The following is a 16,462-nucleotide window of genomic DNA, read 5'->3' as shown; positions in this document are numbered from 1 at the left end:
AGTATGGCACTTACCAAAGCCGAAATGGCAGAACATCTTTTTGAAACACTCGGAATGAACAAACGTGTCGCCAAAGAGATGGTTGAGTCGTTCTTTGAAGAGATTCGGGGCGCACTTGAAAGTGGTGAGCAGGTCAAGTTATCTGGCTTTGGCAACTTTGACCTTAGGGACAAGAATCAAAGACCGGGAAGGAACCCAAAAACAGGCGAAGATATCCCAATTTCTGCTCGTCGTGTCGTGACTTTCCGTCCCGGCCAAAAGCTGAAAACTCGTGTAGAAGCAGCAAACACGGGTAAGTAATTTCGTTTGTTTGATGGGAAAGCCACTCCTTAGAGAGTGGCTTTCCTGTTTATTTTTTTGTGCAACATCTCCATTATTTCTATCCACTGTCTGAGGTGAATTCTTTGTCAAGACAGCCCAAACATTTCGACCGTCGCTTTAAACTCGCCTTATTACACCCTAAATACTGGGCCACTTGGTTGGCGATTGGTCTATTAGTGATTTTCGGACTCATGCCCGCATGGCTGCGTGATCCCATTGCAAGATTATTGGCAATATTAGTGATGCCGATTGCCAAAAAGCCCATTAGTGTTGCAAGAGCCAACTTAAGAGCGTGCTTTCCTGAACAATCTGCCGCCGAGATCGAAGCATTAATCCGTGAGAACGTACAAAACTTCGTTTTAGTCTTGTTAGCTCAAGGTGAATTGCTGGTGCGCTCAAAAGCGCATTTACGTCGTCGAGTGAATTTAATCGGTTTTGAGCATGTGACGAAAGCACAAGCGGCGGGGCAACCGATCATTTTCATCATGCCCCATGTGTGGCCAATCGATTATGCTGGTTTACGCCTTAACCTTGAGTTGCCTATGGTGACGATGGCCAAAGCCCATAAAAACGGCTTATTCAATTGGTTTAGTAATCGTGTGCGCAGCAGTTGTGGTGGCCATGTATACATGCGCGAGGCGGGCATTCGGGCGTTATTAGCTGAGCTTAAGCGCGGTAACAGTTTCTTTTATCTACCCGATGAAGATTTAGGCCCAGAACAAAGCGTGTTTGCGCCATTTTTAGGCACAGTGAAAGCAACGCTGCCTGTCGTTGGGCGTTTAGCACAGGCGGGTAATGCCCAAGTGCTACCTGTAAAGATTGGTTACAACCAAGCGACACGTCAGTTTGATCTCACTGTGATGACGGCCGTTGTGCCTGAAGATATGGTCGGCAAGGAAAACGAGGCGTTGGCACTGAACAAAGTGGTCGAGCAAGTTATCTTAGCTTACCCAGAGCAATATATGTGGTTCCTACGCGTGCTCAAGACTCGCCCAGAGGGTGAAGCTTCTATCTACGGTCAATGACGGGCCTGTCAATTTAGTATGGCTAAAAATGGCTTTGAGCGCTCGGTGCTCAAAGCCATTTTTGTTTTAGCAAGCTGTGCTTACCAGTGATGAGCATTCTTCAATCTATCGCTAGCGAAATGAACTTTACTGGGAAGCCACAGAAAGGTATCGTCTAGAAATAAAACACTTAACAATACAAACCGTTAAATAAGCGCAAAGTCACCTTGGACTTGTTGCTTGGTTCAACGTAGTTTGACTTGTTAGCAGGTCATTCCCTTTAATTGGGCAACCTGAGCATTCAAGGCTAGATGAGATAACCTATGCGCATACCCATATTTCAAGTCGATGCTTTCACCAAGCGGCGTTTTGCTGGAAATCCTGCAGCGGTTATGCTGCTGGAGCGTTTTCTGGATGATGCAGTGTTACAGCAAATGGCTGCTGAAAACAATTTGGCTGAAACCGCATTTTTGGTTCTCGACGCTGGCGACTATTTGTTGCGTTGGTTTACGCCGACGACTGAGGTTCCACTATGCGGCCATGCCACATTGGCGAGTGCGGCAGTTGTCATGGAGCGGTTGCAGCCAAGTCGTACTAAAGTGGTGTTCCACTCCATCAGCGGTCCACTCTCGGTCACTCGAACGGAAGCTGGTTACATTATGGATTTCCCTGCTCGGCACCCTGAACGGGTGGACACGCCAATTGGGATGGCCGATGTACTGGGTGCTATTCCCATAGAGGTTGCCGCAGATGCTTTCAACTATTTAGTTTTGTTAGATAGCGCACAGGCAGTTCGTGAGCTCAGTCCTGATATTGCCGCGATTGGTCATATGGATCGCAGCGGGCTGATTGTGACTGCACCAGGTGACAATGGCTACGACTTTGTGAGCCGCTATTTTGCACCAGCCAAAGGTATTCCTGAAGATCCGGTGACCGGTGGTGCACACTGCGGGTTGGCACCATATTGGGCTAAGCGACTGAACAAAAAGTCGTTTAGGGCATATCAAGCCTCAAAGCGGGGTGGAGAGATACAGTGCCGACTGGTTGGGGAGCGTGTCGAGCTGGAAGGCGCCTGTGTTTTCTATTTGGAAGGTGAGGTGTTGATTTGAAAATCTTTAGTGGTTCTTGTCATTGTGGGGCGGTGCGTTTTGAGATTGTGTCGGACTTTCCAGAACTGACAACCTGCGACTGTTCTATTTGTCGACGTAAAAACGCACTCATGGTTAAAGTTCACCAGAGTCAGTTCAAGCTGCTTGAGGGCGCTGATTCGCTGACGTGCTATCAATTTCATACTTGCACTGCACAGCATTATTTCTGCAATGTTTGTGGTATTTATCCCTTTCATCGAAAACGTGTTACGCCTGATTTCTTCGGGATCAATGTATTCTGTCTGGAGGGATTTGAGCCATCAGATATCCCTGTTCGGGCGACAGTTGGCGCGGGCATGGCGTAAGAAATCATGCGTCAGTTAGTCTGCATTAAAGTATGACACAGGATAGAGCGTTGCTTTGAGGCTGATGACATCACCATTCAGCCCTAAAGTGGAATGTGAATCTGACAATCTGTGTGGCAGCCTCATGCCAAGTCGAAGCTCTGTATAGCTAAATCTATTGGCGTTCACATCCTTTAATCCTCTTCTTGCTCCATTTCAAGTTGCATCAGTAACATATCTTCGCCATCGAGTACGCGAGTACGAAAGCTTTGACACGCTGGGCAAACGATGGTGCGTTCACTCAGCACGGATTCGCTCTGGCAGTCTTGGCAAAGTATTACTAGCGGCTGAATTTGGATATTGAGCTGGGCAGCTTTGCAAATGCTATCGAGCTTAAAGGTATCGAAGGCGGTTTGCAGCAGGCTAGGCTCAACCCCGCTCATCACCCCCAGTTTGATATCCACTCGGGTGATTTTAGCGGCGTGATTGACCAGCGCATGCTGTTCACATTGCTCAATCAGGGCACTCACAATCGAATATTCGTGCATCAGCAAATCCTTGGCAGCAGTTCACCTTGGGGAAGATCGAGATAACGCTTGGTATTCCAAGGCGTTCTTAGCACGACTTTTCCCGCGAATTCATTACTCACAGTACCGATAATCGATGCGTGCTCACAGCGGCCAAAGCGTTGCATGATTTCTAAGGCGCCTAGCGCTATGTCGTTGGGAACGGCGAGAATGAAAGTGCCTTCGTTGGCAAGATCCATGGCTTCGAAACCATAGAGTTCACACAGACCTTTGACTTCATCGCTGACGGGAATACTGGCCTCATTGACTGTAATGCCGACATTGGAGGCTACAGCCCATTCGTTGAGCACAGCCGATAAGCCGCCACGAGTCGCATCGCGCATTGCATGGATAGGAATATTAGCGGCGATCAATTGCTCGACTATCGGCCAGAGCGTCGCGCAGTCACTTTGCAATGCCGATTCGAGTGTGAGTCCTTCACGCGCCATTAAAATCGCTGCGCCGTGGCAACCAATATCACGGGAAACAATAATGGCATCGCCCACTGAAATGTTTGCTGCTGAGATGTTGGGACGCAAGATGCGGCCAATGCCTGAGGTATTAATAAATAAACCATCGGCACAGCCCTTGGGCACGACTTTAGTGTCGCCGCAGACAATCCGAGCGCCACTTTGTTTGAGCTCTTTTGCCATGCTGCGGACAATAGTCGTTAACTCATTGATAGAAAAGCCTTCTTCGATGATCACGCTACAGCTCAGATATTGAGGCTCTGCGCCCATCATAGCGAGATCGTTGACTGTGCCTGCGATGGCGAGTTTGCCGATATCGCCGCCGGCAAAAAACAAAGGTGAGACGGTAAAAGAGTCAGTAGTAAAGGCGTTGGCGCCGTGCAAATCGAGTTTGGCAGCGTCTTCTTCGCTACGAAGGATTGGGTTATCAAACTCGGCAAAAAACAGATCACGGATCAGTTTATTCATTTCTTTGCCGCCACCGCCGTGGCTGAGTTGAATGGATTTATCTTTTAGCGTATCAGCCATGATGTGGCTCCTTGATATCGATACCTTGATAGCGGTAATAGGCGTTACATGCACCTTCGGAGCTGACCATGCAGCTGCCTAGGGGCGTTTCGGGATTGCAGCCGCGGCCAAAAACTTTACAGTCCTTTGGTTTAGCAAGCCCACGAAGAATGTCGCCACACTGGCAGGCTTTATGATCGTCAATTTCTTTCACGGGTAGGCGGTCTTTAAAGCGCAGTTCGGCGTCCCTGTGGGCATATTCGGGTTTGAGCTGCAGGGCTGAATTGGGGATAGGACCGAGGCCGCGCCAGCGAAATTGCGGTCGGATATTGAAGAATTGATTCACTTTGGCCTGCGCCGTGAGGTTACCGTCCTGTGATACCGCACGGCTGTATTGGATATCGAGCTCCGCTTTGCCCGCGGCTTTTTGGCGCACAATCCGTAAAATAGACTCCATCACATCAACGGGTTCAAATCCTGCGACAACCACGGGCGTACCATAGTTTTCGACAGTGCTACGATAGATTTTGGCGCCGCTGATCACGCTCACATGGGCGGGGCCAATAAAGGCATTCACTCTGGCTTTCGGGTCGTGCATCACGGCATCAATAGCGGGTGGCACTAATACATGATTAATATGGAATAAGAGATTTTCGAGTTTCTCGTGTTCGGCCAGCTGCAATAAAATCGCTGTCATTGGGGTTGAGGTTTCAAAGCCGATGGCAAAGAACACTACGGTTTTATCAGGATTATCACGGGCAATTTTGAGCGTATCTAAGGGATCATAAATCGGCCGAATATCGCAGCCCTTCGCCCTGAAACTGGCTAAGGAACCCTTAGAGCCGGGCACACGGATCATATCGCCCAGCGTCACTAAGATGACATTCTCTTGGGAGGCCAGCGCCGCCGCTTGGTCAATGCGCTCTTTCGGCATAATGCACACAGGACAGCCTGGACCGTGGATAAACTCAATGTTATCAGGCAGTAAATCCAGCAAGCCGTATTTCATAATAGTGTGGGTATGGCCGCCACAGACTTCCATGATATTGATTGGTTGCTTAACTAATTTAGCGGTTAACTGAATATCCCGCGCTAAATTGGCAATCGTTTGGGGATCGCGAAAGCCTTGATAGAGGTGTTTTAGTTCAAGCATGCTCTTTCCTCGGTACACTCGATAGGTTGCGCGCCTTGCTACTCAATTTTGCACTGTTGATGGTCAGTGTATGGCTTCGTTTTCGAGTTTAGTGACGATTTCTTGATATAGGTCAATGCTTAGCTGCGCATCTTCCTTATCGATTTTGTTCATCACAAAGCCAATATGGATCAGCACATAGTCGCCAATCTCCAGCGGCTCATTCATTAAATGACAGCTGACATCGCGGCGCACGCCTAAGGTATCGACCGTGACACTCTGGCGCTCAATATCGACCGCCACCACTTGGGAAGGTATGGACAAGCACATTATTGTGCACCTCGAATATTGTCTTTAAGCCAAGCCGCTACAGCCTGCATGGAGTCGCCATCTTTAATGGAGACTTCAATGATTTGAGTTGCTGGATTGAGTTTTTTAAGCTGTGCTCTGGCTTCGTCCAGCTTGAAATCAAAATAGGGCAGTAGATCGCACTTAGTGATAAACACCACATCGGCGCGGCGGAACATCACGGGATATTTCTCAATCTTATCATCGCCTTCTGGCACGGACAGCAGCACGATATTTTTGTGGGTACCTACGTCATAACTCGCTGGGCAGACAAGATTACCGACGTTTTCGACAAAGCAAATATCCAGCCCTTCAAGTGGCAGATGATGTAGGGCGCCGTGCACCATAAAGGCGTCAAGGTGACAGGCGCTGCCTGTTTGAATTTGATAGGCTGTAATGCCTTTCGCGATTAAGCGGTCGGCATCGCGGGAGGTTTCTAAGTCGCCTTCAATCACCGCATAGTTGAGCTTGGTGTATTCTTTGAGATTTTCTAATAGGGTCGTTTTACCGCTGCCTGGGCTACTCATGATGTTAAAGGCCGTGATCTTATGTGCCTCAAAGTGGGCGCGGTTATGACCAGCTTCGACATCATTTTTATCTAAAATCTTGTGGATGACTGACAAGGTTTTTTTATCGTTTAACTGAGGATTGGTGTGTAACTCACTATGACTATGTAATGAGTTATGCGATGCGTCATGCTCATGCGAATGGCCGTGCCCGTGATCATGGCTATGGTCATGACTATCAACATGTGAGTGCGCGCCTAAATGATCATGGTCTTGGCGGGTAAGGGAGCAGCCGCAGTCTTTACACATTTTACCTCTCCTTGAATCGGCAGAGTGCGTGGACTTTGCCTGACGAATTGTGAATGCTGATGTACGGATCGTTAATTTGGTTACGCTAATGTTGAGTGTGATACAAATTGCGCTGCAGATCTTTGATGTTCGTCAGGTTTATGGGGATAAAAATGGCGAGCGAACATCAGGGATTATCAAATAAGTCAGGTTATTGATTCTGATGAATTCCATACCAGAGTTGGCCTAGGGCTATGCCGCCGTCATTGATGGGGATTTGTTTACTGGATAACACTTTATTGCCTTGGGCGCAGAGTTTGCCGAGGCAGTATTCCAATAGGTATTTATTTTGGAATACGCCGCCGCAGAGCACGGTTGGAAGATGTTTGTACTGGGCAGCATAATCGCAGATAGCATCGCCTAATGTGTGTAAAAAGGCGCGGGCGATGGCATCTCGTCTGTTTTCCATTAGCGTTTTTTCAGTCATTAATTCAACAATCTGCTTGAACATTTCACTGCTGCGCCACTGGTCGACGTCAAGAGGTAAGTTAAGCTTAATGGCTTCAAGGGCTATTGCATCGGCGCGATTGGCCGCGGCTTCTATCGCCATTCCCGCTTGACCTTCAAATTGTGTGGTTTCGATTAAGCCTAAGGCGCAGGCGAGGGCATCGAACAGTCGCCCGACAGAGGAGGTTTTTATCGCGCTGCCGTTCTGCCAGATCTTATGTAAGTTAGTCAGAGTGTTTGGGCGCATGTTGTTTAATATAGGTAATTGCAATGCGAGTACAGCATCAAGGCTCATTTGCTCGAACAATAATGCCAGTAATAACCGCACAGGTTGTTTAATGGCTTGCTCGCCGCCCAGCAGCGCTATGGGCTCAAAATGGGCCAGTCGCTGCGCTTTATCCAGCGTGGTTAATAACACTTCACCGCCCCATAAACTGCCATCGTCGCCAAGCCCAGTGCCATCAAAACTAAAGCCCAATACGGGATCTCGATATTGGTTAACCGCCATTACGCTGAGCACATGGGCATGGTGATGTTGCACAGTTAAACATTGGCTGGTATCGCTGAGTTCTACATTTGAGTTTGAGTGCATTTCAGCCCAGCGTGAGGGGGCATAATCTGGGTGTTTATCGCGAACAATGAGATTGGGCGCAAAATGATACAACCGCGCGAAGGTCGCTAAGGTGCGCTCAAAATAGTGCTCGGCGCTGACACTGAATAAATCGCCAATATGGGGACTTAAAAACACATTGTTGCCAAAGCCTAGGGCGATAGCATTTTTTTGTTGTGCACCCACGGCCAAAATTGATTGGGACAGCGGTATCTCTAAGGGAAAACTTAACGGCGCATAACCACGGGCGAGACGCAGTACTTGCACCTCTGCAGGCGAATCCATGTGGGGCTGAATCACCTGCACCACACTGTCATCGCAGCCATTAATAATCGGCCGATTATGATCAACTATTGCATCCACCACATGGCTTAAGTGGCTAATAAGCTCATCACAATCACTGATGATAGGCTCACCTGACACATTGGCGCTGGTTGCAACTAATGGTCCTTTGAAGAGACCTAACAGTAAATGATGCAGTGGTGTGTAGGGCAAAAATACCCCGAGTTTATTCAGATTGGGGGCGACAGCTAAGCTGAGATCATGTTCGGCTCGGCTGCTCATCAGCACTATGGGCCGCTCCTGCGAACTCAGTACTTGCCACTCGGCATCCGAACCTGTGACATAGTGCTGCGCCACCTGGATATCCGCCATCATCACCGCTAGCGGCTTGGCTTGGCGCTGTTTTCGCAGCCTAAGAGTGTTGACGGCATTGTCGTTACGGGCATCACAGATTAAGTGAAATCCGCCCAGTCCCTTAATTGCCAGAATCTGCCCTTGGTGTAATCTGTCAGCCGCCGCTGTCAGTACCGCAAGGTCCGTACTCAATTCAGGTGTGCTGAAATTTGAGGTATTGGGAATGATGTATTCCCCTTGCGGTGTTTTTAAACTGAGTTTGGGGCCGCAGACTGGGCAACTGACTGGCTGAGCATGATAGCGGCGGTCGAGTGGGTTTTGATATGCTTTGGCGCACTCGGGGCACATGTCAAAATCGGCCATGGCGGTATTGTGGCGATCATAGGGTAAGGCATTGATTATGGTGTATCTTGGGCCGCAATTTGTGCAGTTGGTAAAAGCATAGCCAAAGTGGCGATCATCAGGATTATGCATGTCGTTCAAGCAATCTTGGCAGGTACTTTTATCCGCAGATACCGCCACCTGCGCACCTATCGGTGAACTTGGGTCATCGTCCTCATGGCTGTCGCTTTTTATAATTTCAAATGCGGTTTCTCTCAGCAAAATCGGCAGCAGTGTTTGGGTTATATTGTCGATACGTGCCAGTGGCGGCGGGGTGGTATTGAGCGTTGTGATAAATTGCGTGAGGTTTTCTTCCGTGCCTTGCAGCTCAATGGTCACGCCCTTGGCATTGTTGAGCACAGTACCTGTTAGTTGAAATTCAAGGGCATAACGATAGACAAAGGGGCGAAATCCCACCCCTTGCACTATGCCAGTGATCTGCAGCTGACAACGCTTTAGCGCGGCGCCCTTGTGGACAAGGTATTCCAATGCCAGCCTGCGCTTTATCTGCAGATCACTGTGCTTTTTGTGGCGACTATTATGTCTATGTGGCTGCATGCGTTGTGACTTAACTTTTGGCCTCCTAATCATGGGCATTCAGTTGGCGCTGCTTAACGTAAAGTGCGCCAACGGCTAAGTTATCGCCGTCTAAATCTAGACTACGATTGATCACTAAGGGGAAGTTCTTTCCTAAGCGTAAACTGATGCGTTTACACAGGGTTTCATTCGTTAATTCATTGCCCGCTAAGGCAACATTGTGCACGCCGATATTTAAATCGATATGTTCTAACCAGTTAGAAAGATAGTCCGCCAGCGAGTCTTGCATCGCAAAGGCGAGTTGACTCGGGTCGTCATTACCTGCGATACGAAAACTCAAGACTGTGCCTAAGGTTTTACACCAATTTAGGCTGCGGTGGGCTTCACCTTTGGTCAGGGGATAATCGATACGCGGGGCATTGGCACCGTGGTAACGCATGGCGGCGGCCATCAGTGTATCGCTGAGTTTTTCTTGGCTTTGCGTTTCTTCTTGGGGATTGAGGCCAATTAAAATGGCGGCAATGGCCCACAGACTTTGCAAGTTGTCCCGTCTGCCGTGAAGCTTTAGGCTCAGGAGTTTTAGGTAATCGTCGGGGAACAGGCTTTTAAACTTCTGTGCCACGGCTTTTTGTGGACTGCTGTCCAGTTGATGGAAGATTTCGTAACCGTTATCGGGCAGCTCGGGCAGTGCAAAGAAGAGTTCGGTGTCGCCCTTATTATCGCAGGTGACAATTTGACTGGCGTGGGTATGGCTTAAGTAAATGACCGCGGCATTTTTTGCTTGTCTGTGGCTGGTAAATTTACCGTTAAGTAAGGCACAGAATAACGCTGCGTCCGCGATGGTATGATTTTCGGTATCGCTAGCGTGTGGCGTGCCAGCATGTTCAACTTCAGTGTGAGCTGCTTCTGCGTTAGCGGCAAAGGTGTTAGCAGCATGAGTCGCTTCACTCGATTGAGCTAATACCGCTACATTCAGTTCGCCTTGATGGGAACGTGACCGTTTCGCCGCTTGCCATTGGGCTTGATAACCGTGAAGACTGACTTTTTCCCTTAAGGGTTCTGGAGCGATAAAGTGCTTGGTTTGAGTCTGCGTTGAGCCTAAATCTTTGCTGGCAATTTGCGCCCAAGCACCATCGACCCACGCGAGTTTCGGCCTATTATGCTTACCTTGGATATAAACCCAATCGATCCCTTTTTGCCGCAACACTTCGGCGAGTACTAAAATCACTCGGCTGTAGGCAAAACAAATGTCGTACAGCGGCGCACTGAGTTTGTCGTGCTCTTGCGTGGGTCTGGCGCAGATAAGCGGCTTTTCAATACTCGAAAGCGCGAGCACCTGTGAATCGTTCAGGCAGAAATGGGCGTTTAGCGTATTGGGATTACAAATTAACAGTTGTGGCCGCTCGCCTAAGGGCTGAGCAAACGGTGTCAGACTAAGTTGCAGTTCATCGGCGGCCGCTAATGTCAGTGGGCCTTGTGTCAGCAGCCCCTGTGCCATGGCTTTTATATCTGACAAGGTTAAGGCTTTTTGCGCTGGTGTTAATTGTGTTTCGCCCTTGCAGCAAGGGCAGGCTAAATCTAGCGCGCCAAACTTCGCCGACTGATTATCGCCAATCAGCGGATAACATTGCTGGCAAAAAGGCGCGATGGCAGGACTTGATCCAGACTGTGAGTAGGGCAGTAAGGTTTTGCCGCCTTGGGGCTCGTCGATGACCTTAATGCCGGAGTCAATCAACCAAGCGGAAATCAAAAAGTCCGCGGCAATGGCATCGGCCAGTTGCTCGAGTTGAGTTTGCTCGCCCTGGGCTTCTATAAAGTAACTGTGCTGACCAAAGTCCTGTTGGCCATCACAGCCTATGCTGATGTTCAGCGCATCGTAATTTAGGTATTGATTACATAAATGCGCGTACAAAGGCACCTGACGTGAACAGGTAAAATCAAATCTGATGTTTTTCATTTTCTATATACTTTCACCAGTAGTAACGCCGCGTTTATAAGAGTCAGGGATCAGCGAGTCGATACTGTGATCGGCAATACGCGTCGCAGTGAACCCAAGGGAGGCTAAGTGGGATAACAAGCTTGATTCCATCAACGGCACTGCGGCGGCGACTTTAGGGGTCAAGCCCAGCACCATAGGTTCAAGTACGGTTGGGGTGACGCCCAGCACAAAGGTCTTAGGTCTGTCGCCAACCATTTCCATCATATTGAGGGTTTGCAGCATTTCGACTTCATGGGCGCTGCCTTGCCAGTCGATTTCCTTCGGAGCCTTATCAAAATCGAAGAAGTAGACTTCGCCTGCTTCTACGCCATTGGCATTGACAGTATCGACCACGATTAAATAATCGTATTGGCAAATAATAGGGATAAGTCCCTGAGCCAAGGTGCCGCCATCGAGCAGCGTTAGCTGGTGAGACTCATGGGTAAACTGATAATTATCAGCTATATAATTGACAAAATGTACGCCGATGCCTTCATCGGCGTACAGGACATTGCCAATACCGAGTAGCAATATCTTCATTGGACTCCTAGTGGTGTGAGTCTGGCTTTGGGTAGTCATAGCCAGAGACAATCGAGTCAACTGAGTTATGTTTGAAGCGTATCCCTGACCAAACCGCCATATAGATGTGGATAACCACAAAGATAACAAATGCCCAAGTGAGGTAGTGATGGAAAATCCTAACTTGTGCCAGCCCACCCATTTGTGCCGTAATCCAAGCGGCGCTGCCCCAAAGCATCCCACCTAAACCTTGGTGATACACATTGGCGTACAACACCAGACCCGTTATACATATCACGAGAGCGACCAGTGAGATTGCTACATAAGTCACAAATTGCAGCGGTCCATATACACCCGCTTTATGTAAGTGACCCATCCATAAGTAAGATTTCAGCTGAGTGATCCAGCTTTTTACACTCATCACATCGCGAAATGAGCGCCGCTCAATGTCGCTTCGACTGAAAAAATACAGGTAGAAGCGGACTAAGGTGATCGCGGTCAATACAAAACCGCAGATCAGATGCGCGAAGCGGATCCAGCCTTGTACGAGCACATCCGTACTTTCAGGCGCCACAAGAAACGGCCAAGCAATATAGAATCCGGTGATCACTAGCACTAAAATTGATAGTGCCCTGAGCCAGTGGAAAATCCGTATTGCCGGACTAAAAACCAGTGTCCGAATGCGGGTTGCAGAATGGTTCATTTTGCGTTCCCTCCCTCGATTATTGACCATTGGGACTGACACGGAACTCGCTCAATGCCTGACCTTTAAAATCCATCACGTGTACAGAACACGCCATGCAAGGGTCAAATGAGTGAATAATACGTATCACCTCAAGGGGTTTAGTAGGATCTTCCAGTTTCAAGCCAATTAAAGAGGCTTCATAGGGACCCATTTTACCGTTGGCATCCACAGGTCCTGCGTTCCAGGTCGTCGGTACTACGGCTTGATAGTTCTCTATCACTCCATTTTTGATGCGGATCCAATGGCTTAACATGCCGCGTGGCGCCTCAATCATGGCGTGACCTATGTACTCTTTGCTCGGGTCGATATTGGGTTTCACATAAGTTGATTCATCAGACTGGATATTCGTCAGCAGCGCATCGAAGGTTTTTAATCCTTCTTGGGCGACGATAACTGTCTGTAACATACGGGCTGCGGTGCGACCTAAAGTGGTAAATAGGGCGGCAACGGGTAAGCCAGTGCGAGCGAGCAAGGCATTGACTGAATCCACAACCACTTTGTTACCACGGGCATAGCTCACCAATAGGCAGGCTAATGGGCCCACTTCGACGGGTTCACCTTGATAACGGGGGGATTTCACCCAAGAGTATTTGCCATCGCCATCCAGTGTTGGCAGCTTGCCGTAGACGGTATCGCGTTCAACAAAACCGGTATAATTGGGGATGGTAGTACCGTCATAGGGATGCTGCGGCGCATCGGCGCTATACCAAGCATGGCTAACGTCTTCAGCAATCAGATCTGGGTTTACATCGCTGACACCGGCAAGGTCGCCATTCATGATCACGCCTTGATTGAACATGTATTCGCCATTGGCTAACACAAAGTCATCGGTCGCCATGAAGTTTTTCACATTCACGCCGCTAAGGACGCTTGGCTCAGTACCAAAGGCTTCGGCCGCCATCACGATATCCGCTTGATAAGCACGCAGGATAAAGTCAGTCACGGTCGCATGTTTTTGCTTCCATTCCTGCAGGCGAGCAGGGCTTAACATGTCACGCACCGACGTCACACCACCGACAACAACGGATTGTGGATGTGGAGATTTACCGCCAAAGATGGCCAGCATTTCCGCCGCAACACGTTGTACTTCAAGCGCTTTAAGGTAGTGAGATAGCGCGATAAGGTTCTGCTCTGGAGTAAATTTATAGGTGCCATTGCCCCAATAAGCGTTGGCAAAGGGGCCTAATTTACCGGTTTCGACAAAGCCTTTGACTCTTTCTTGCACGGCTCTTAAATCGCCTTCACCCGCGGCTATGGGTTTGTCTGTGTATTGCAGCGCAACTTGTGCAGCTTTGGCCGGATCGGCGTTCAGTGCAGACACCACATCCACCCAATCAAGACCGTGTAGATGATAGAAATGCACAATATGGTCATGCATGTATAAAGAGGTTTGCATCAATGAACGTAAGTATCTCGCGTTCAACGGAATTTGAATTCCCAGAGCGTTCTCAACCGCTTCAGTGCCGCAGCGGTAGTGGGAATAGGTACAGACACCGCAGATACGTTGCACAATAAGGCCAACATCCATAGGTGTACGGCCCTTGAGAATGACTTCAATACCGCGCCAGAGTGTGGAGGATGACCAAGCCTTGCTGATGACGTTATTTTCATCAACTTCAACTTCGATACGTAAGTGACCCTCGATACGTGTGATAGGGTCGATAACAACGCGCTTGCTCATGGGTTATTCCTCCAGCGGTTTGGCAAAAATACTGGCAACGGCATGGGCTCCAATGCCCACCACAGTCGCGCCTAAAATCACCGCACCAATAGTATCTGCGGTCGCATCCAATCCATGGAGGAGTTGACGGCCAAGGGGTTTTTCAAAGTCGGCCATGTCATCCCAGAAGTTAGGTTCTGAGCAGCCCATACAACCGTGTCCAGCAAGTACTGGCCAGCTGGTGTGATGGTTAAAGCGCTCGGTAGGGCAGTTGTTGTAGGTGTAAGGACCTTTACAACCGACTTTATACAGGCAGTAGCCTTCTTTCGCGCCGTGATCGCCAAATTCTTCAACGAATTCACCGGCATCAAAGCGGCCGCGACGTTCACAGTTATCGTGTACCCGTGCGCCGTAAGCCCATTTAGGTCTGTTAAACATATCCAGTGCAGGTAATTTGCCGAACATGATGAAGTACATCAAAGTGCCGACTATGTTCTTTTCGCTCGGTGGGCAACCGCCTAAGTTAATGACGGGTTTACTGACCACTTCGTGCACGCCTTTCGCCCCCGTTGGGTTTGGATAGGCGGCTTGCACGCCACCAAATGCCGCACAAGTGCCGACAGAGATAATCGCGGCGGCGCCTTCTGCAGCATGTTTGATGATTTCTAACCCTGTGTGGCCTTTACAGCCTACAGTGAGGAAACTGCCGTTATTGGCGGTTGGAATCGCCCCTTCAACGGCCAGTAAATAGCGGCCCTTGTAGGTTTCGAGTGCATTTTCGAGGTTTTCTTCGGCTTGCCAACCTGCAGCAGCCATTAAGGTTTCGTGATATTCCAAGGAGATATGATCAAAAATCAGCGAATCTAGATTGGGGGTATCAGTACGAATTAAGGATTCTGAGCAGCCAGTACATTCGGCCATGTGTAACCAGATTAAGGGTACACGGTCGGCTAATTCGGCAGCTTCGGCTACTAAGTTACTAAAGGGGAGCGGTAATGCGAGCATACTCGTCACCATGGCACTCCACTTCATAAAATCACGGCGGCTAATGCCGTGCTGTTGCATTTTCTCAATCAGCGATTGTTGTTGACGGGGAGCGAATTGGCGTAACGCATCTAAGCGCGCCTTTCCCTGTTCATATAGGGCTGCATGTGTGTCCATGGGTCAACCTTTTTGTTATTTAAATGTAAATTGGTAAGGGTTTACATAATTGACAGGGTCAGTTTAGGCCGTTGGAGTGTAAAGATTCTTGATGTATATCAAGAATTTTCAAGAGATGTGATAGAACTGAATTTGACATTTAATTAACATGACGCAGATCTAATTTCACTTTTTCTAATGGGACAAAATGTCTCATATTTGCCATTTTGGATGAAATCGGTCACTTAATCGGCGCTCATGTTATTGAAGGTTGCGCTGTTGAAAATGCCGACCTTAAGTGGGGGAGTCTGCGCATACGGCTTAATTGGACTTATATCAGCTTGTTTAAGAAAACCTTAAGATTCAGTTAATAGATTCAAAGGTAATCGTTAACGCGGAATATTCTATGAAGAAAATATTGTTGTTACTTAGTTTAATGGCCGCTGGCGTACAAGCCGCGCCGTCGTTGGATCATCAAGTGTTTAACGCGCAAAACCAAGCTGTTTCCCTGAGTGAGTTTAAAGGTAAAGTCGTCTATGTCGATTTTTGGGCCTCTTGGTGTGGGCCTTGCCGTAAATCCTTTCCGTGGATGAATGAGATCCAAAAAAAGTATCAAGATCAAGGTTTGGCCGTCGTGGCAATCAACCTAGATACAGATAACAAGTTAGCCCAAGAATTCTTAAAACAAGTCCCCGCCAATTTTTCAGTGCGTTTCAATCCAGAAGGTGATGTCGCGCGCAGCTTCGATTTACTGGGTATGCCGAGCAGTTTCATGTTCAATCGCCAAGGTCAGTTAGTGCAGCATCATGTTGGTTTTTATGCCGATAAAACCGCTGAATACGAGCAAGAGCTCGTTAGTTTACTGAAGGAGTAATTTATGCTTAAACCCGCATTAGTCGCAGTCACACTCATTATAGGTTTGAGTGGTTGTTCAAATTTAGGGGTGCAGCCGTGGGAGAAAGGCCAGTTGGCACGTGCTGATATGGCGCTCGACAGTGAAAAGCTCGATCTGGCGCTCGATGACCATATTTATTTTAGTAAAGAAGGCAGTAGCGGCGGTCGTGCCTTTGCCGGTGGTGGATGTGGCTGTAACTAAACTATCCGTTGGTGTTAGTTGCCCTTAGATGTAACGAATAGATGTGATGAGCAGATGTAATAAAATCTGGGGCGAAATC

At 48.6% G+C, this 16,462-nt stretch carries 17 protein-coding genes; 6 read left to right on the top strand and 11 right to left on the bottom strand.

Annotated features, from left to right (window positions below):
* Positions 1–3: 3 nt before the first annotated feature.
* The 4 genes from ihfA (at position 4) to KV201_RS08630 (ending at position 2,778) form a co-directional block, all read left to right on the top strand.
* On the top strand, positions 4–300 hold the full coding sequence (gene ihfA, locus KV201_RS08645) for an integration host factor subunit alpha (protein ID WP_006081370.1): 297 nt from the start codon (positions 4–6) through the stop codon (positions 298–300).
* A gap of 104 nt (positions 301–404) precedes the next feature.
* A complete protein-coding gene (gene lpxM, locus KV201_RS08640; protein WP_226059078.1) occupies positions 405–1,346 on the top strand; it encodes a lauroyl-Kdo(2)-lipid IV(A) myristoyltransferase in 942 nt (313 codons plus the stop codon).
* Positions 1,347–1,648: 302 nt separating this feature from the next.
* Entirely contained in the window at positions 1,649–2,434 is a 786-nt protein-coding gene (locus tag KV201_RS08635; protein WP_226059077.1) for a PhzF family phenazine biosynthesis protein, read from the top strand.
* A complete protein-coding gene (locus KV201_RS08630) occupies positions 2,431–2,778 on the top strand; it encodes a GFA family protein (RefSeq protein ID WP_226059076.1) in 348 nt (115 codons plus the stop codon). The genes KV201_RS08635 and KV201_RS08630 overlap by 4 nt, the downstream gene beginning before the upstream one ends.
* A gap of 173 nt (positions 2,779–2,951) precedes the next feature.
* On the opposite strand, the gene hypA is transcribed toward KV201_RS08630, so the two are convergent.
* The 11 genes from hypA to hyaA all read right to left on the bottom strand — a co-directional run bounded on the left by hypA (position 2,952) and on the right by hyaA (position 15,308).
* Positions 2,952–3,305, bottom strand: coding sequence for a hydrogenase maturation nickel metallochaperone HypA (gene hypA / locus KV201_RS08625; protein ID WP_226059075.1), 354 nt, complete (start codon positions 3,303–3,305; stop codon positions 2,952–2,954).
* Positions 3,305–4,321: a hydrogenase expression/formation protein HypE gene (hypE, locus tag KV201_RS08620; protein ID WP_226059074.1), complete on the bottom strand. Its 1,017-nt coding sequence runs from the start codon at positions 4,319–4,321 to the stop codon at positions 3,305–3,307. Before hypE ends, hypA begins: the two co-directional genes overlap by 1 nt.
* Positions 4,314–5,453, bottom strand: a complete 1,140-nt coding sequence (gene hypD / locus KV201_RS08615; RefSeq protein WP_226059073.1) for a hydrogenase formation protein HypD — start codon at positions 5,451–5,453, stop codon at positions 4,314–4,316. The genes hypE and hypD overlap by 8 nt, the downstream gene beginning before the upstream one ends.
* A gap of 63 nt (positions 5,454–5,516) precedes the next feature.
* Positions 5,517–5,762 (bottom strand): HypC/HybG/HupF family hydrogenase formation chaperone, encoded by a 246-nt coding sequence (locus KV201_RS08610; RefSeq protein ID WP_226059072.1) that lies wholly within the window; start codon positions 5,760–5,762, stop codon positions 5,517–5,519.
* Positions 5,762–6,595 (bottom strand): hydrogenase nickel incorporation protein HypB, encoded by an 834-nt coding sequence (hypB, locus tag KV201_RS08605; RefSeq protein WP_226059071.1) that lies wholly within the window; start codon positions 6,593–6,595, stop codon positions 5,762–5,764. The genes KV201_RS08610 and hypB overlap by 1 nt, the downstream gene beginning before the upstream one ends.
* 190 nt (positions 6,596–6,785) lie before the next feature.
* Complete coding sequence (hypF, locus tag KV201_RS08600) at positions 6,786–9,197, bottom strand: carbamoyltransferase HypF (protein WP_226059140.1); 2,412 nt, start codon at positions 9,195–9,197, stop codon at positions 6,786–6,788.
* 94 nt (positions 9,198–9,291) lie between these two features.
* Positions 9,292–11,202 carry a NiFe hydrogenase gene (locus KV201_RS08595; protein ID WP_226059070.1) on the bottom strand — a complete coding sequence of 637 codons (1,911 nt, stop codon included), beginning with the start codon at positions 11,200–11,202 and terminating at the stop codon, positions 9,292–9,294.
* Positions 11,203–11,205: 3 nt separating this feature from the next.
* A complete protein-coding gene (locus KV201_RS08590; protein WP_012587810.1) occupies positions 11,206–11,763 on the bottom strand; it encodes a HyaD/HybD family hydrogenase maturation endopeptidase in 558 nt (185 codons plus the stop codon).
* A gap of 7 nt (positions 11,764–11,770) precedes the next feature.
* On the bottom strand, positions 11,771–12,445 hold the full coding sequence (cybH, locus tag KV201_RS08585; protein ID WP_226059069.1) for a Ni/Fe-hydrogenase, b-type cytochrome subunit: 675 nt from the start codon (positions 12,443–12,445) through the stop codon (positions 11,771–11,773).
* A gap of 19 nt (positions 12,446–12,464) precedes the next feature.
* A complete protein-coding gene (hyaB, locus tag KV201_RS08580; RefSeq protein WP_226059068.1) occupies positions 12,465–14,168 on the bottom strand; it encodes a nickel-dependent hydrogenase large subunit in 1,704 nt (567 codons plus the stop codon).
* A gap of 3 nt (positions 14,169–14,171) precedes the next feature.
* Positions 14,172–15,308: a nickel-dependent hydrogenase small subunit gene (gene hyaA / locus KV201_RS08575; protein ID WP_006081384.1), complete on the bottom strand. Its 1,137-nt coding sequence runs from the start codon at positions 15,306–15,308 to the stop codon at positions 14,172–14,174.
* A 385-nt stretch (positions 15,309–15,693) separates the two neighbouring features.
* Between hyaA and KV201_RS08570 the strand changes: the two genes are divergently transcribed.
* Complete coding sequence (locus tag KV201_RS08570) at positions 15,694–16,161, top strand: TlpA disulfide reductase family protein (RefSeq protein ID WP_226059067.1); 468 nt, start codon at positions 15,694–15,696, stop codon at positions 16,159–16,161.
* Between the two features lie 3 nt (positions 16,162–16,164).
* Positions 16,165–16,383 carry a DUF4266 domain-containing protein gene (locus KV201_RS08565; protein ID WP_006081386.1) on the top strand — a complete coding sequence of 73 codons (219 nt, stop codon included), beginning with the start codon at positions 16,165–16,167 and terminating at the stop codon, positions 16,381–16,383.
* The last annotated feature ends 79 nt before the right edge of the window (positions 16,384–16,462 follow it).

This window comes from Shewanella sp. SR1 (assembly GCF_020447145.1).
Taxonomy (GTDB): domain Bacteria; phylum Pseudomonadota; class Gammaproteobacteria; order Enterobacterales; family Shewanellaceae; genus Shewanella; species Shewanella baltica.
This window is presented reverse-complemented; position numbering and strand designations above follow the sequence as displayed.

Bases quoted from the DNA above. Each gene is read 5' to 3' on its own strand.
- ihfA (WP_006081370.1), top strand. From the start codon at position 4: ATGGCACTTACCAAAGCCGAAATGGCAGAACATCTTTTTGAAACACTC.
- KV201_RS08635 (WP_226059077.1), top strand. From the start codon at position 1,649: ATGCGCATACCCATATTTCAAGTCGATGCTTTCACCAAGCGGCGTTTT.
- hypA (WP_226059075.1), bottom strand. From the start codon at position 3,305: ATGCACGAATATTCGATTGTGAGTGCCCTGATTGAGCAATGTGAACAG.
- hypE (WP_226059074.1), bottom strand. From the start codon at position 4,321: ATGGCTGATACGCTAAAAGATAAATCCATTCAACTCAGCCACGGCGGT.
- hypD (WP_226059073.1), bottom strand. From the start codon at position 5,453: ATGCTTGAACTAAAACACCTCTATCAAGGCTTTCGCGATCCCCAAACG.
- KV201_RS08610 (WP_226059072.1), bottom strand. From the start codon at position 5,762: ATGTGCTTGTCCATACCTTCCCAAGTGGTGGCGGTCGATATTGAGCGC.
- hypB (WP_226059071.1), bottom strand. From the start codon at position 6,595: ATGTGTAAAGACTGCGGCTGCTCCCTTACCCGCCAAGACCATGATCAT.
- KV201_RS08595 (WP_226059070.1), bottom strand. From the start codon at position 11,202: ATGAAAAACATCAGATTTGATTTTACCTGTTCACGTCAGGTGCCTTTG.
- KV201_RS08590 (WP_012587810.1), bottom strand. From the start codon at position 11,763: ATGAAGATATTGCTACTCGGTATTGGCAATGTCCTGTACGCCGATGAA.
- cybH (WP_226059069.1), bottom strand. From the start codon at position 12,445: ATGAACCATTCTGCAACCCGCATTCGGACACTGGTTTTTAGTCCGGCA.
- hyaB (WP_226059068.1), bottom strand. From the start codon at position 14,168: ATGAGCAAGCGCGTTGTTATCGACCCTATCACACGTATCGAGGGTCAC.
- hyaA (WP_006081384.1), bottom strand. From the start codon at position 15,308: ATGGACACACATGCAGCCCTATATGAACAGGGAAAGGCGCGCTTAGAT.
- KV201_RS08570 (WP_226059067.1), top strand. From the start codon at position 15,694: ATGAAGAAAATATTGTTGTTACTTAGTTTAATGGCCGCTGGCGTACAA.
- KV201_RS08565 (WP_006081386.1), top strand. From the start codon at position 16,165: ATGCTTAAACCCGCATTAGTCGCAGTCACACTCATTATAGGTTTGAGT.